General features: G+C 39.5%; 14 protein-coding genes. 4 read left to right on the top strand and 10 right to left on the bottom strand.

Features of this window, described 5'->3' with window-relative positions:
* Positions 1-6: 6 nt before the first annotated feature.
* The 9 genes from I2F54_RS08465 to drt3b all read right to left on the bottom strand — a co-directional run bounded on the left by I2F54_RS08465 (position 7) and on the right by drt3b (position 11,937).
* Positions 7-813, bottom strand: coding sequence for a metallophosphoesterase family protein (locus I2F54_RS08465; RefSeq protein WP_195500958.1), 807 nt, complete (start codon positions 811-813; stop codon positions 7-9).
* A 35-nt stretch (positions 814-848) separates the two neighbouring features.
* Positions 849-2,246 carry a RhuM family protein gene (gene rhuM / locus I2F54_RS08470; protein WP_195500959.1) on the bottom strand — a complete coding sequence of 466 codons (1,398 nt, stop codon included), beginning with the start codon at positions 2,244-2,246 and terminating at the stop codon, positions 849-851.
* Between the two features lie 28 nt (positions 2,247-2,274).
* Positions 2,275-2,424: a hypothetical protein gene (locus I2F54_RS16190; RefSeq protein ID WP_229097155.1), complete on the bottom strand. Its 150-nt coding sequence runs from the start codon at positions 2,422-2,424 to the stop codon at positions 2,275-2,277.
* A 331-nt stretch (positions 2,425-2,755) separates the two neighbouring features.
* Positions 2,756-6,106: a DEAD/DEAH box helicase family protein gene (locus I2F54_RS08480; protein WP_195500961.1), complete on the bottom strand. Its 3,351-nt coding sequence runs from the start codon at positions 6,104-6,106 to the stop codon at positions 2,756-2,758.
* A gap of 7 nt (positions 6,107-6,113) precedes the next feature.
* The gene (locus I2F54_RS08485; protein WP_195500962.1) at positions 6,114-7,133 is read right to left on the bottom strand and encodes a Fic family protein; all 1,020 of its coding nucleotides are present in this window, start codon (positions 7,131-7,133) and stop codon (positions 6,114-6,116) included.
* A gap of 14 nt (positions 7,134-7,147) precedes the next feature.
* Positions 7,148-8,269: a restriction endonuclease subunit S gene (locus tag I2F54_RS08490; protein WP_195500963.1), complete on the bottom strand. Its 1,122-nt coding sequence runs from the start codon at positions 8,267-8,269 to the stop codon at positions 7,148-7,150.
* 5 nt (positions 8,270-8,274) lie between these two features.
* The gene (locus I2F54_RS08495; RefSeq protein WP_195500964.1) at positions 8,275-9,771 is read right to left on the bottom strand and encodes a class I SAM-dependent DNA methyltransferase; all 1,497 of its coding nucleotides are present in this window, start codon (positions 9,769-9,771) and stop codon (positions 8,275-8,277) included.
* Positions 9,772-9,821: 50 nt separating this feature from the next.
* The gene (locus I2F54_RS08500; RefSeq protein WP_195500965.1) at positions 9,822-10,028 is read right to left on the bottom strand and encodes a helix-turn-helix domain-containing protein; all 207 of its coding nucleotides are present in this window, start codon (positions 10,026-10,028) and stop codon (positions 9,822-9,824) included.
* Between the two features lie 265 nt (positions 10,029-10,293).
* A complete protein-coding gene (drt3b, locus tag I2F54_RS08505) occupies positions 10,294-11,937 on the bottom strand; it encodes an antiviral reverse transcriptase Drt3b (protein WP_338083442.1) in 1,644 nt (547 codons plus the stop codon).
* Positions 11,938-12,454: 517 nt separating this feature from the next.
* Between drt3b and I2F54_RS08510 the strand changes: the two genes are divergently transcribed.
* Entirely contained in the window at positions 12,455-13,387 is a 933-nt protein-coding gene (locus I2F54_RS08510; protein ID WP_195500966.1) for an IS1595 family transposase, read from the top strand.
* A 1-nt stretch (position 13,388) separates the two neighbouring features.
* Complete coding sequence (locus I2F54_RS08515; RefSeq protein ID WP_195500967.1) at positions 13,389-13,820, top strand: KilA-N domain-containing protein; 432 nt, start codon at positions 13,389-13,391, stop codon at positions 13,818-13,820.
* Between the two features lie 103 nt (positions 13,821-13,923).
* Here I2F54_RS08515 and I2F54_RS08520 read toward each other — a convergent pair whose 3' ends face one another.
* Entirely contained in the window at positions 13,924-14,454 is a 531-nt protein-coding gene (locus I2F54_RS08520; RefSeq protein WP_148359965.1) for a hypothetical protein, read from the bottom strand.
* A 296-nt stretch (positions 14,455-14,750) separates the two neighbouring features.
* Between I2F54_RS08520 and I2F54_RS08525 the strand changes: the two genes are divergently transcribed.
* Together I2F54_RS08525 and I2F54_RS08530 are read left to right on the top strand one after the other, a co-directional pair.
* Positions 14,751-15,098, top strand: a complete 348-nt coding sequence (locus I2F54_RS08525) for a hypothetical protein (RefSeq protein ID WP_195500968.1) — start codon at positions 14,751-14,753, stop codon at positions 15,096-15,098.
* Positions 15,064-15,375 carry a hypothetical protein gene (locus I2F54_RS08530; RefSeq protein WP_195500969.1) on the top strand — a complete coding sequence of 104 codons (312 nt, stop codon included), beginning with the start codon at positions 15,064-15,066 and terminating at the stop codon, positions 15,373-15,375. The genes I2F54_RS08525 and I2F54_RS08530 overlap by 35 nt, the downstream gene beginning before the upstream one ends.
* The last annotated feature ends 25 nt before the right edge of the window (positions 15,376-15,400 follow it).

Raw genomic sequence — 15,400 nt, forward strand, 5'->3', positions numbered from 1 at the left:
TATAAATCAATAGACTTGGCTGAACTCCATAATGTCGAGCATCTGATATAGTATTCCGTCAATGGCGGAATGCCAGCTTTGATGGAAATGACCATAGTACCAATGGTTCAACGGGTGATTGTCAGTTTTGAGATGATGCAGGAGTATATCCATTGTTTTTCTTTCAGATTGTACATCATCAAGAAGTGATGAATCGTTCTCAGCCCATTGATTGAGGTTGCTTTTTAAGAATAGCTCACAATGTGATGGCGCAGTATGTGTGACAACTGTATCAATCAAGAAGTCTGCACGGATAATATTCATCTTATCCGAATCGTAAATAGGAGCTTCGCTCTGCCAATATAAATTGCGGGAAATATCATTTTCTTGCAACTCATTGGAATGAACACGATACTTTCGTTTGTTCCATTCATTTATGCGATAAATACGGTCAATGGAAATTGCTCCACCTACACAAAGGATGGTATGATTACAGGCTTGAAGAATAGTATAATCAGGAACAGCGATGAAGCGTTTGTAATTGAATGTTGTTCCATCGAAATAAGCTGGATTATCATGATTGCCACGCACAAATACAATCCAATTGTTGGCTTGGTTCATTCGCTTGGCATTTCGTCTAACCATTTGCTCATAGTATTCTTTCTTTTCAAAGCCAAAGCCACAATCCCCAGCTACAATCAATAGAGTGTCCTTCAACTTGTATTGAATACAGAGTTTGAACACTAATTGATTAAAGTCTCCATGAATATCACCGGAAACAATAATTGTCTTGGCTTCGGGAAAAGATAGTGAGAATGTGTTGCTATGATTCATTTTATGTTCCTGATAAAGTGCTTATATCGACAGAATTAATCCTTATCAAACAATCCTTTCTCTTTCCACGCCTTGATTTCCTTATCAAAATCAGAAAGATATTCTTTATCTTGAATCAAGCGAAATTTGTCGTATTCAGCGTATGCTTTTTCTCTCGCCTGTTCTGCGGAAATAGTTCCGGCATCGTTCAAGGTGTCATATTTGTATGAAGTCAAGAACTCATCCAATTGTTTTTTCCAATCTGCCATCGTGGTAATAATCTGCCTTTCTGCACGAAGTTCTGCAAAATCAAGGAATGCGGTTGAGAGCCGATTTAAGGCTAAGACTTCCTTATCGGGCAAGTAGTTTTTGGCAACTATTGTGTCTGATTTTTGAACTCTGCCATCAGGCGCATTTTTCCAAGTGGTAAGCCCCATGTGAGGCATTTCTGCATCTGCTCTTGAAAATACGATTTCTGCTGCCGTTTGGTGGGTAATAGCCCAATGCATCATATTCTGTACCATTTTGAAAAACAGTTGGGTCGTTTCGGATTTGGGGTCATAATCGGCACTACATTCGGCATATACATCAGTGATTTTTTGATAATATCGGCGTTCCGAAGCTCGTATTTCCCGGATGCGTTCTAATAAATCATCAAAATAATCTTTGCCAAAATGCTTGCCCTGTTTCAACCGTTCATCATTTAACACGAATCCTTTGACTATCATTTCTTTCAGAACAGATGTCGCCCAAATTCTGAATTGGGTAGCTTGGTAGCTGTTGACACGATAGCCTACGGCAATGATGGCATCCAAATTATAGAACAATGGTGTCCGTTCTACGTCTCGTTCTCCTTCTGATTGAACTATCCCAATTTTTCGGATAGTTGCCTCTTTGGTGAGCTCTCCTGATTCATAAATCTGCCCAAGATGATAGTTGATAGTGCGCACATCCACTCCAAACAAATCAGCCATACGTTTTTGTGACATCCAGAATGTTTCACTGTTGAAGATGACCTCAATATGTGTTTCCCCTTGCTTCGTTTTATAGAGTAAAATATTGGATGATAAACTGTTGCTGATTAATTCAGAAGTAGGTGTTTCCTGTCTGAAGTATTCTCTTGCTATTTGCACTTGTGGTTTCTTTCCATCGGCATTTTCCGCAATTATCAGACAAGCCATGCGTGATAAGTGTATGTTTTCTACTTTACGGAATGAGCCGGAACCTAATCTGACCATTTCAACCGTATGGTTAAAATGCTCTGTTGTATTAAGTCCTTTATGATTGGCTATCGCAATGGCTTTGCTTATTGTGCGTGTGAATTTTTGATAGGTACTATAACCTAATGCAACGCACAAATCACGAGAAGTCCAATACTCTGAACCGTTTTCATTCTGCTTTTTTATCTGCTCAAAATCAGAGCGGATAGTGGATATACTACTTTCTTCCATCATCCTTATTACATTTTAGAATTGTGAAACCTTACTTATATAGCTCCGGTCTCAATTCCATATTATGTTTCGTGATAATTTCTTCCATAAGAGAGCCTTTGGGGACAACTTCGTAGGGATAAGATTTCTCAAATGCTTGTCGTCCGGCATCTGTCATAAGTCCTCGGTCTTCAAGATTCATACAGCGTTCTTTGTTTAACTCAGTCCAATGACTTCTTTTGCGACGAGGTGAAAGCCGTTGTGCAAGACGTCCGTCAGGTAATTTCTTTATAGTTGAATCAATCCACCCGAAGCATAATGCTTCCTCAACGACCTCAATGTATGGAATACATTTGTATGTGGGCTGTTTAGAGCGTGAAGTGATAACCCAACACGATTTCGCTTGGTTGTGGTTAGCCTTCAGCCAATTCCTCAGCTCGTTGCGGTCTGTGAAGTCCAGTAGATTGATAATTTCCATATTACTCGTAATTCAAATTATATGTTATAGTGCATCCGATTATACAAATATTTATTTACGCTGCAATTACCTGACTGATAAGTTTTACATAATCAATAAGTGATTTGGAACTATCTCGGAAGATGGTAGGGAATTTATTGAATGGTGGTTTTTGTAATACCACAGTGGCAATATCGCCATTCTCGCATACATAGCGGATGAGTGTACGCAGATACTCCTCTTGCATACGGGTTAGTTCCGCACCATGTATCAATGCACGATATTTTTCAAGAGCCACATCCTGTTCCACACCAATGATGGAACGGATGAAGGCGGCTACGTTATGTTGGTATGGTTTTGTTCTCGTTTGTGCATCAAATTCTTCTTTTGAGCCTAATTCTTCCCAGAAAATCTGTTCCAATCGGGCAATGTCCTGTTCGGACAGCGGTTCAAGGTGATATATCTTCTGCAAGGCGTCATCATCTGATAGATGCTCTTTGAGATAGTCTTCCACTCTGCGGCGATAGGTGCGGATAGGGGTTACATTGACGCCAGAATTGTCTTCTTCAAATGTGTCGGTAACATTGATTGTAAATGTCTGCCCTGCCGTGCCACCATCCAAGTATTGGATAAGCTCACGAAGCTCCAGCCTGATGCGTTCGAGTGAGTCAAGGCTTTTCGATTCCCAGAAATGAGCGGACAGCACCTCGTTCAGCACATTCATCTTAGCCATCACTTGCGGAATGGAGGCTTTCTTCTCTTTGAGATAACTTGCTATGTCCATTATTTTCCGCTCTGACGAGGTGGAATTAACCGTTTCATCAACCAATGCAAGTTGTGATTTTAGCACAAGAGCGTCAAACTTTAAAGCAGAAGTGTCTGTCGTTGCATTTTTGAATAAAGGTGAGATATTTCCTTTCATTGCCATTACATCACCAAGAGTTAAACAAGTCATTGCTTCCAGTGTGGTGTATGTCTCTACGGCTCTCAGCTGAAGGCGCACATCTATCCGATTTCTGTTAAGTTCGGCTATCTGCTTGTGTAATATGTCGGCAAGGTTGTCGTGAAAAGCCTTTGATTCCTCCTTGCTTTGATATGCTCCATCCTGCAAGGCGAATTTAATATCCGTGCGAAGATTAAAAAGCATACTTACAATAGACTGTGATTTGGAGGGTTTGGCTCCTTCGGGATTCATTTCAAAATACTCAAAGTTTCGATAGAAATCGAATATCAAAAATTCTTCTTTATCTCTACCTTCGCTAAATAAGTTTTCACACAGGCGTGTGCCTCTGCCAATCATCTGCCAGAACTTTATCTTGGAGTGGATAGGTTTGAAGAAAACCAAGTTTACGATTTCAGGCACATCAATGCCAGTGTCGAGCATATCTACAGATACGGCAATTTGCGGTTGCTTTTCTGCATCGGCAAACTTATCAATCAGGTCGGATGAATATTTCTCGTAATTATCAATCACCCGGCAGAAGTCTGCTCCCAAGTCGGGGTAAAGGGCTGCAAACCGTTCGGCTATGAACACAGCGTGTTTGTGATTATAGGCGAAAATGATGGTCTTGCCTATCAGGGTGTCGTCTTTCACACGGATGCCATCGTTCATCAGCCTGTTCAATACATGGTCTACGGTGTCTTGGTTGAAGATGTATTTGAATATCTCTGTTGCGTTGATGGTGCGGCTGTATGGAGCATCCGGCTCCAGCCCTGCCTTCATCTTCTCATACTCGAAAATCTCTTCCAACTGCTCCCGTTCTTTCGGGGTAAGCTGTTCGGGGTCAATTCCTGTGGTCAGAATCTTTGAGTTGTCTTTTATGGCTCGAAATGGATTTAGATACCCATCGGCCACCGCTTCATCATATTCGTAACTGTCGGTCGGTTCTCCTTGTTCCATACCGAAGAGGTCGTATGTAGAGCGGTCAACTTCATCACGAGGGGTTGCCGTCAGTCCTAAGAGCAGTCCATCGAAATACTCAAAGATTGCTCCATATTTACCGAACACACTGCGGTGTGCCTCGTCGATGATAATAAGGTCAAATCTGCCTAATGAGAATGTCTTGGCATCCCTGTCCAGATGTCCTATCATGGTCTGATAAGTGGAGAATAGGATACGTGCCGATATATCCACATCACTGTCACGCAAGGAGCTGACCGTCATATTGGGCAATAACTTTGTGTAATTCTTTTTTGCCTGATTGACCAGTTCGATGCGGTCGGCAAGGAACAACACATTCTTTACCCAATTGTTTCGCACTAATACATCAACAAGCGAAATACTGACACGAGTCTTTCCCGTTCCGGTAGCCATTACCAATAGGGCACGACGATGCTTGTCGTTATAATGTTTGCACACCGATTCAATCACTCGCTTTTGGTAGTTGCGATTGGTTATCTTGTCCGAAATTTGCAAGTCGGTAATGTCGTTGCGGCCACGTTGTGCAATCATTCTGCGCAATTCATCAATGGTATGGAATCCCATCACTTTGCGCGACGGATAACCGATACCATCTATTATATGGGTTTCAAAACCATTGGTGTAGTAGATAACCGGACGAGGACAAGCGTAGTGTTTAGCTAGACAGTCGGCATACAATTCCGCTTGGTGGCGACCTGCTGCCGCATCCACACTGGTGCGCTTGGCTTCTACTACTGCCAGTGGCGTTCCGTCTGCATCAAACAGTACATAGTCTGCATATCCCACACCACTCTCATTGGGCATCCCCTGTACTTCTATTTCTGTTCCGGCTTGACGGGGGATGATTTCGCCCTTATGTTCAGATACTTTCCAACCTGCCTCGTGGAGCAACAGGTCGATATATAATTTTCGGGTTTCTGCTTCCGAGAGGTCGTTTACAACAGGCTGGGCATCCACCGTTGTAGGCTGTGCATCGGAACTTTCTTTCACCGCTTTTGCGGCAGTATCGGCAGTCTGTGTGGTAGCTGAAGATGCTTGGTCTGTTTGAGGAACAACGGCAAGGTCGCTTGGTTGGGGTGATTGGGGAATCAACTCTTTATCAAAGTCTGGCAATGTGTCAATCACCTGCCAAGCCAATAAGATGGAACCAATGATGTAATATAGATTCAGTACGGCAAAGAAAGACTCTCTACGTCCCACAAATCCATCACTGGCGTGTGCGGCATTGTTTCCTATCTTGCGCACATAGTGGATGCGCTTCATCAGGTCTTCGCTGTTTATGAATGCCGTAAAGCGTTCATCGGTGGTGAGCGAAAGCAACGAGGCACGTTCGCCTATTTGCCATCCTTTCAGGCGATAAACGGTCTTTACCATCGTTTCCAATGCAAGTCGTGCCTGCATGGCTGAGACCATTGGATTAGCTACTTGAAAATCCTCTGCCGTAGCACAATAACGATAAATTGTTCTTAATCCGTCAATGTCTTTTATGATGTCGAAATTCCTCATAACTCAATCATTCTATAAATTTCCAATAACCATCCTTGTCCGATCCGATGCGCTGAATGACTGTTCCATTCAATTTCTTGATATGTCGTGCAACAGTGGCACGGCCGATATTCAGGAGTTTGGCATACTCATCGTATGTATATTCAGGATGTTCTTTAATGGCTGCAATGAGTCGGGTTGTGGTGTCTTTAGGCGTTGCAGTGTCATTTACAGTATCACCATCTTCTTTTACAGTATCATTCATGCTTTGTTGATACTGTAGAATCCGATTTTCAAGATTGGTGATATGTTGGGTGAGCATTACATTTTGTACAATGGTGCTGTCTTCCTGCTCACGACTGTCAATCAAAGCCTGAATGTATTCACCTTTTGTCTCTTTCGTAACTATAGATGGGATAAGACCTAACTGTCGTTGTACGATGTTCATCAGCAATCGGGTTGTACGCCCGTTGCCATCAACCCACGGATGAATGGTGACAAGCCGAAAGTGCGCTTCAAAACTCAACCGATAACATGCCGCTATATCGCTTCTATCTATAGATGCCAGTTCTCTGTTTAACCAATCGCAAAAGTCGGCTGTTGCTTTAGGTACTTTTTGAAATGCCAAATAACTTCTGCCTCCGATTCCGGCACTTACATTGCATCGTCGCAATTCTCCTTTTGAGGAATCGAAACAGCCACCCATAGTGGAGTATTCCGAACCGGTACGGCGCATGACTTTGGCAGACAATTCACAAAGTAGTTCGACCGTGTATGGCTGTCCGGTTTTTGCCCATTCAAAGCCGTAGAGGTATGCGTTTTTCAAATCCACATTCATCATCTGTTCGTTCAGGCTTCTACCTTTGGCTGCAATTCCCTCGTCAAACAACAACTGGTTTTCTACTTCGGTAACAGTAGAACCCTCAATAGCTGTAGAATGGGTAATCAGTGAATAGAGGTAGAATTTTTCATAATCCACCTGTTGGTCTATCCCCGAAGCTGTATATCGGCTGATGGTCTCTATCAGTTTCTTATCAATCTCTTTCATGCCGTTATCTTGTTTTAAGAGAAATAATATTGCATCCGTTCTGCCATCAGCGTTTCTGCATCGGCTAATTGCTGACGGAGTAGCTCTTTTTGCTTTTCGATGGATTCGACTTGTGAAGCATATTTTTTCTGCATATCAATTGGAGGAACAGGTATAGGCAAACTGCTCAATAGCTTTTGGTTAATATTTTGAATACCAATGCCATTAGATTTTAAAATATGAGTATTCTTAAATTCGACATCCGTTAGTACAGCTACCAAGTACTTATTTATAATCTCCACAGACTTTCTAAATCGAATGCAGAATCCACTGAATGTCACGTCTATATCATTAGGAAAAACTTCTAAGCATCTGCCAACTAAATTTTTATTCCCATTAGAACGTACAAATACAATATCTTCATTATTAAGCAAGTATTCTTGTGGTATGTCTTCAACTTCGATATAGGATATATTATCAAATGAGGAAATACATTTAAGGTTTTGAAAATCTCCAACGCCTATTATTTTTACGGACTTGCCTCTTTCTTCTTTACTATAGTTTAATCCATTCTTAAAGTCACCAAGTTGCCCCATTGGTATAATATTCCAACATTTATCGTCAATTGCAACATTGCCGAATGTGTTATGAAAGATAGATTGTGCGAGGTCAGCAAGGTCGGCAATCTGTGCCTTGTAACCGTCAATCATTTCTTGCAATGCATCAAGCTCTGAGGCAATAGTGCATTGTTCATCAGATTTAGGCAATTTAATAAGAAGTTTTGAAAATCGCTTTACATCCAAATTCTTTTGAGCTGCACCTCTTGCTAATGAATATATTTTATCATTTAATGCAAAAGTATGCCATTTTAAAAATTTGAATAATAATAAATTTGTTTTGGGATGAAGCGTTAATCCACTATCATTGAGAAAGAATTTACCTTCAATAAATCTAGTACATTCCCTAGAAAGAGCAAAACGAGATACCGTAATAGCATTTTCTCGATTATAACTCTTTGTGGTAAAAGTTGCGCCACCTCCACCATATACATAATATTGCCCAGCTTCTGTCTGTTTTTTGACAATGCGTGTTCCAAATTGAATATCACAAACACTATCCAGCGTACAAGATGTCCACTTCGATTTATCCACTCTCATACCCCTTACGAATTTAGTAGTTTCTTAAACTCAGCAAAGGCTGCATCAATATTCTTTTGTCTTTCTTCCATCCGGGCGATAATAGTTTCCGGGGCTTCATATTCAATCGCTTCACGCTCCACCTCGTGATAACGCTTATAACTGAGGTCGTAGCCATTGGCACGTATTTCATCGGCAGTGATAAAGAACGATTGCTCTTTGCGACTGCGGTCGGCTTCCGCTTCGAGGTTGTGGAAACGGGAGATAATATCGGGAATATCGTTTTGTTCGGGCTGGGGAGTGCGCTGCGTGGTGAGCGAGAACCCATCGGCACGCATATCATAAAACCAAACCTTGTCGGTGCCGCCTGTGCCTGTCTTGGTAAAGATAATGATGGCTGTAGAAACACCGCTGTAAGGCTGGAACACACCGGAAGGCATTGTGATGATGGCTTGTACGCAATGTTTGTCCACCAATGCGGAACGTATGGTCTTGTATGCCTGTGCATCCCCAGTGAGAACCGTGTCCGGCACAATGGAAGCGCATCGTCCGCCCGACTGAAGCATCCGCATCATCAAGGCAAGAAACAACAACTCGGTTTTCTTGGTCTTGACAGCAGCTTTCAGCGTATGCGCTATGTCGTCAGTGTCGAGGCTGCCTGCAAACGGAGGATTAGCAAGGCAAAGGGTATAGCGGTTGGTATCGTTGTTCTCGTCCGACAGCGAGTTGCGATAGTACAGATTAGGCTCATCCACATCATGAAGCATCATATTCATGCAGCCGATGCGAAGCATGGAAGCGTCCGAATCCGAACCGTGAAATATCTCTTTGCGGAAACGGTTTCCCTCTTCAATATTGAGCAATTCATCACTTTGATGTTCAGCGATGTATTTGGCTGCTTCCATAATAAAACCGGCAGAACCCATTGCCGGGTCGCAGATGGTATCATTAAGAGTGGGGCGCATCAACTCCACCATCATGCGGATGATATGACGAGGGGTGCGGAATTGTCCGTTAGTGCCCGATGCTGCCATGATGCTGAGCATATACTCATACACATCACCCATCATGTCAGCCCCATCGGAAGCAATTTTTTCAATACCTTCAATGACACGAGATAACAGCCGAGCGTTGGTAATCTGAAAAACAGTGTCTTCCATAGCCTTTCTATAAGCCGAGTCCTCTTTCCCCACATGACGCAAAAAGATAAACGCATCGTTGCGCACCCGATCCAACATTTTGGTCGCCTCCATTTCTTTGAACACGTGCCAACGCATTTCGTGGTAGGGCACATCTTGGTTGGTGGAAGGATTGCGCCACACGCCGCTGGGGAATGTAGGGTTAAGCAAAACATCACCCGTAAGGTTGGCTATCGCTTCTTTTTCACGTTGCTTTTCATCAAGCATCTTCATAAAGAGCAGATAGGTTATCTGTTCAAAGATTGCTGATGGTTGGGTGAATCCATTGTTCCAGAATGTCTGCCATACTTCATCCACCTTTTGCTTTATATCGCCTGTAATCATATTATTCTCTGTTTCTTTAATTTACTGAATAGGTAAAACAAGGATGTTCGTTATTTCCCAGATGATTGAATAAGTTCTTTTACATCCACATTCAAGATTTTGGCTATTTCAAACAACACTTCTAAACTGGGTTGCCGTCTGTTGCATACATACGCATTGACTATACAGAAACTTTTGCCAAGTTTCTCTGCCAGCCAAGTTTGTTTGATACCTCTTTCTTCAAGTACCTCTTTTATTCGATTCATGGGTTTATCCATTGTTTTATCTTTATATCATCAATTTGAATACAAAGGTATAAAATATCATGCTATAAAAAGAGAAAAGAGGAAGAAAAACTCTCCCTCTTCATTCAATTCCAATCAAATGCCGCTTAATTGGATGTAAGTGTTTTAAAAAAGCAAGATTTCACATTCGGTACAATCCTAACCAACCATTTGGGAAAACGCAACTTCCTGCGTCGTTTCGGCTAGCTTGAAGGTTATGTGTGTGAAAGTGTAGTTGGACCAACAGCTGTTACAGAAGTTACGAATATACCTCCTGTGAAATCTTTGCCTGTAATTCTTTATTTAAATTAAACATTGTCCAGCGGGTGAAAATGTACTTTTGCTTCTTGGCAAAGTGCATTATCATCTGCTGATCTTTCATCTCTGTAATGCCAATCAATGTAAGAATGTTTTGCTTGTATGCATTATCTACAAAGGGACAAGTCATCATATCAGCCGTGAGAATCGTGAGTTCTGAATTGCGTTTGCGCTCAGATTCCGCAACAAGCCGATACTTCTTCAAAATCTCGTCTTTCAATAAAGCCTTTTGTGCATCATAGCACTTGTGATTCGCATAGTAATACAATAATATAATACATGCGAAAAGGTTATACTGTAGCTCACTTTTACCAATGAATGATTTAATAACTTCTGGTGCGAGTAGATATGCATAGCCTAACTCTTTAGCCAATATTAATAGATAGAGGCTTTCATGTAAGGTGTTTCGATGTGAATCTGTTGTAGCCAGCACCAAGGCTATTTCATCTTGAATCTTTTTAAAGATAATATCCTTGCTTATCGTTTGGAATCTAACCTCCGGATTAACTTTGAAATCACCATGTCGTTTTCCATAGATAATAATGGAATTCATTATCTTCAGCAATTTCAAGGTTGTATTTATCTGCCTGTTGCTATTGAACACGAAGAATGCCACATCAATTAGAGATACAAGATAACTTGTGAGCTTCCTTTGTACTCTTTGTGCATGAATTCCAATCTCGTCCTTATTTACCTCTTCCTTTGACATCAGGCGCTCATACTTCTTGAAACCTATTTCATATCGATTAAGAAAAGCATCAAGGCGTTGACTTATCTTCTCAAGCAGATAGTTTGCTATATCGCGATATTCAATTCCGCATTCCCTTACTATTGCTTTTATTTGAGCATTTACGCTATTTGCAGACAGGTATATATTGAATTTCTTATCTAATATTTCTTTGTCTTTATCCGACTCTTCGTCTTCCGTGTCCTCCTCTTCTTCTGCGTTTAATTTTGATTCTACTTCTTCCCAAAGTGGGGTCGAGAATATATTGCTCAGCAAATTTTCAATTCGCTGTTTGGCTATAGTCACCTTCGTTATAAAGGGCCTTTCAAACTCTTCTGTTTTGGATGGACTAATCTGCAATTTGAATTCCTTCAGCCATTTTGTTAGACTTTCCATGAAGAGATTCCTGTCCTTTTCGTCATTATAGAAGAGGAAATAGTCATCAACATACCGATAACACTCATAGGAGGATTTCTGACGAAGGTCTTTTTCTAATAGTTCCTGTTCAACCTTTTGATCTATATACTGAAGTATAATCTCTGCAAAGATTCGAGAAAACTCTGGACCTATTACGATACCATTCGTCTCGCGAGCATTGACCGACTGCATTAGATTGTCAAATGCATCGCCAACCCATGAACCATGATATCCAGGTAAGACTTTTACCTTGTCCGCACCACCTGCTGTTGCCCAACTTATGGTATGGGTATAAATACTGTCGAAACAACTCTGTAGGTCGAATTTCACAAGATGTTTGAATTTCTTTTCTGCACGCTGGTATCTGTAATCCTCATAGAACTTGTATATATTTGAGGGAATTACATACCTAATTACACTTAGTGTCCAAATGCCAAATATAAATAGCTAATATCCTACATCTTTTATATATTATATTGGGTTATTTTGGGCACTTTTTAAAAGTCTTAATCGTTGTAAATGTGGAGTGTCCTACCACTCCACATTGATAAACTATTAATTTATCGGAATCCAAAATTTAAACACTTTAGACCTTTTCGGATAAATCGTTTTGCCGTTTTTCCTAATTGATTTAGCAAAAACAAGCTTATATAGTTTACCTTTTTTGACTTTAAAATAGGACATAATAACACCTCCTTTCTTTTTGGCTTAATAGCCTTATCGTCTTGTGTCCTACCACAAGACAAAACCCAGTAGTAGGATACTGGGTTTATCTTTTTTGGTCTTAATAAACAGAGATGTTTTTTTAAGCTCCCTATTTTAAAGTCGGTACAAATGTAGTTATTATATATAAGATAACCAAATAATTTTTTCTTTTATTATTAGTGTAATATATTGCTAATTTATTTGTTATTGTGTAATAAATTGCTATATTTGTATTATACTAATTTGTTACACTATGTTTGAGGAGTTTAATTCACTGTCCGAGTTAATGGCTGCTTTTCCAGATGAACAAACTTGTATCGAGTATTTGGAATATAAAAGGTGGCGTAATGGTGTAGTATCTCCATACGATGCAACATCAAAGGTGTATAAGTGCAAAGGCAATAATTACAAGTGCAGGAATACAGGACTGTACTTTAATGCTAAAACAGGCACTCTGTTCCATAGGTCGTCTGTACCTTTACAAAAGTGGTATGTAGCCATTTGGTTATTTATGACAAGTAGGAAAGGTATTTCGTCCATACAGTTAAGTAAGTGTATTGGGGTCACACAAAAAACCGCATGGTTTATGCTCCAGCGGATACGTAAATGTTTTGGTGAAGAAAACCAAAAAACAAAATTAAAAGAAACCGTAGAAATTGATGAAACATTCGTAGGCGGTAAGAACAAAAATCGACATAGGGATAAAAAAGTCGCACGATGTCAAGGACGCTCTTTTAAAGATAAAGTTCCAGTATTTGGCATGTTACAACGGGGTGGTAGAGTCGTTGCCAAAGTTGTTGAAAATACCAAAGCTAAAACACTCCGAAAAGAAATCCTAAAAACGATTGAGAAAGGTAGTACTATATATTCCGATGAATGGAATTATGGTAACTTGTCAAGATGGTACCAGCACGCCTATGTATATCACTGTTATGGAGTATATGCAAGAGGTAATGTTTACACCAATTCGATTGAGGGCTTTTGGAGTATTTTAAAGCGTGGTATTATCGGTGTTTATCATCGGGTATCAAAGAAACATTTACAAAAATATGTAGATGAATTTGTATTCAGATATAACACAAGAAAGTTATCTTTGCAAAATGTATTTGATTACGTGTTGAGCAATTCACATCATAGATTAACTTATAAAGATTTGACGTATGCCTACGAGAAAACCAAAGTATAATATGAAAGAGATTAATGGTATTGAAATTAATCAGAGAGTTTCAGATGGTTATTTGGATGCAACCGCTATGTGCGATTCATGCGATAAAGAACTGGATGAATACTTGAATATAAGGTTTACGAGAAGATTTATTAATGAATTATCTCGTTCGTTAGGAATAACGGAAACCGAATTGATACAATTCCAAGAGGGAAATGACGAAGTGTGGGTACATCCGATGCTTGCTATCAATTTAGCGCAATGGTGTTCTGTAAAACTCGCTGTTATCATTCCTCAATGGGTATTTGACTGGATGTATGAGAATGTTTCTCAAGAGAAAGAAGTGAAAAGTGAAAATCCGCCTAAGAACAAGTTTGACGATTATGACCCGCAGTTTGGTGAGTGGATTTCCAAAGCAATAGCTTATGACCCTCGAAAGAAAAAAGACATCTAAAATTAAGTACCTTTTTCTATTTATTTCTTACTACAAGCATTTGCAAGCAATGTCAAATTTCGATGCCCTTGTGGACTTGTCTGGTAAAACTTTGAAAAAGTAACTATAAAGAACGCAATCTTTTGGCTACTTTCACTTCATCGGTATCTGCAAAGTATGTGACCACTTCTGGAAACATGAGTTTAATAGAATCTTCCGGCTGATGACAAGATGTAGGATTGTACCATCTGCTTATAAAGCACACGTTATAATCTCGTGCATGAAAATATAAGCTGCGGTTATTTATTCGCTGCGTTTTGTTTATCTTTTCTGTAAGTAAATAAATGAACATATTTTCAGCGATGTTGATGTCTTCTTTATTATAGCGGTTTTCAAAAGCTCCTATCCATATATTTCTACGGTTCGGGATTTCATTTATATGGTGATTTTTATCCTTAAATCTTTTGGGAACAGTTCTTATTGTCTGTCCACAATAGTAGGAATAAATCTTGGCGTTAGGCTTCTTTCCCTGCAATAGATAAAGACTAAAATCAATATTCTGTTGGCATTGCCATTCCTCCATTTCTTCTATACTATGAAATGGCCCATACCAAGATAATATGTATGTTCTTAATAAAGGTTTTCTTGTTCCCATTCTACATTTTATTTAGGTTAGACAATAATTTGTAAAACGGCAACGGTATAAACGAAAGACGTAGAACCACTGCCCAACGTTGTCATGGCCTACCACAGCCAACTTATCCATAGGAGTGATTCTACGCCAATGCGTACAAATACACTTTACCCAATGGATAAGTTCTGTAATTAGCCTGTTCATATCAAGGTGGTAGTTCGACAACGATTAGGCTATATGTAATGATAGAGCGTTATACTCTAATCAATCACAAAAATAGTTACTTTATTAGTAATAACCAATTAAAATTTAGAATTATGAGAGTAAAAGTAAAAATTGTGGTGTTTGAACACCCAGCACCTCAAACTTTTGGCAAATTTTGTGGATATTGTCCTGCTACGAAATATTTTTGTAGTGGCACCGATGTAACTGATATATCAAATAGAATAACGGATATTCTTATGATAGTACTACAACAGCGAAAAAAATTCCCAAATTATTTGAAAAAAAGAGGGTGGAAAATCACTGAAAATTCAATAGAAAGTCCTATTTTTACAGACAAGGAATTAGTACAACTTACGGAAAGTTCTTATGTTCTAAAAATAAATAACCCGATAATTGTAGAATTAGATGTCAAAATCCCACAGCCCCAAGAATTATTCTGATTATGAAAAAGTGGAAATAAGTCATGTTATTTTCTTTATAATGAAGCATGGTTATTCACATTGTCGTTTAAGAGATAAAGATTATATTTTATCTAAAGAAGACTTTGTTGTAATCTCTAAAGAAGAAACAGCAACTTATAAACAAGTGAAAGAACTTCTTGAAGACCTTAAATTAGATATTGATGATTTTAATATGACTTTGGAATCTTCCGATGTTAAAAAGGAATGTAAGGAGTTTATCGAAAGTTTAGAAGACGGCAAAAAACACAGTTTGTAATTTTCAAAACTATTTGTTATATTTA

The sequence above is a fragment of the Bacteroides clarus genome (assembly GCF_015555825.1).
GTDB lineage: Bacteria > Bacteroidota > Bacteroidia > Bacteroidales > Bacteroidaceae > Bacteroides > Bacteroides clarus.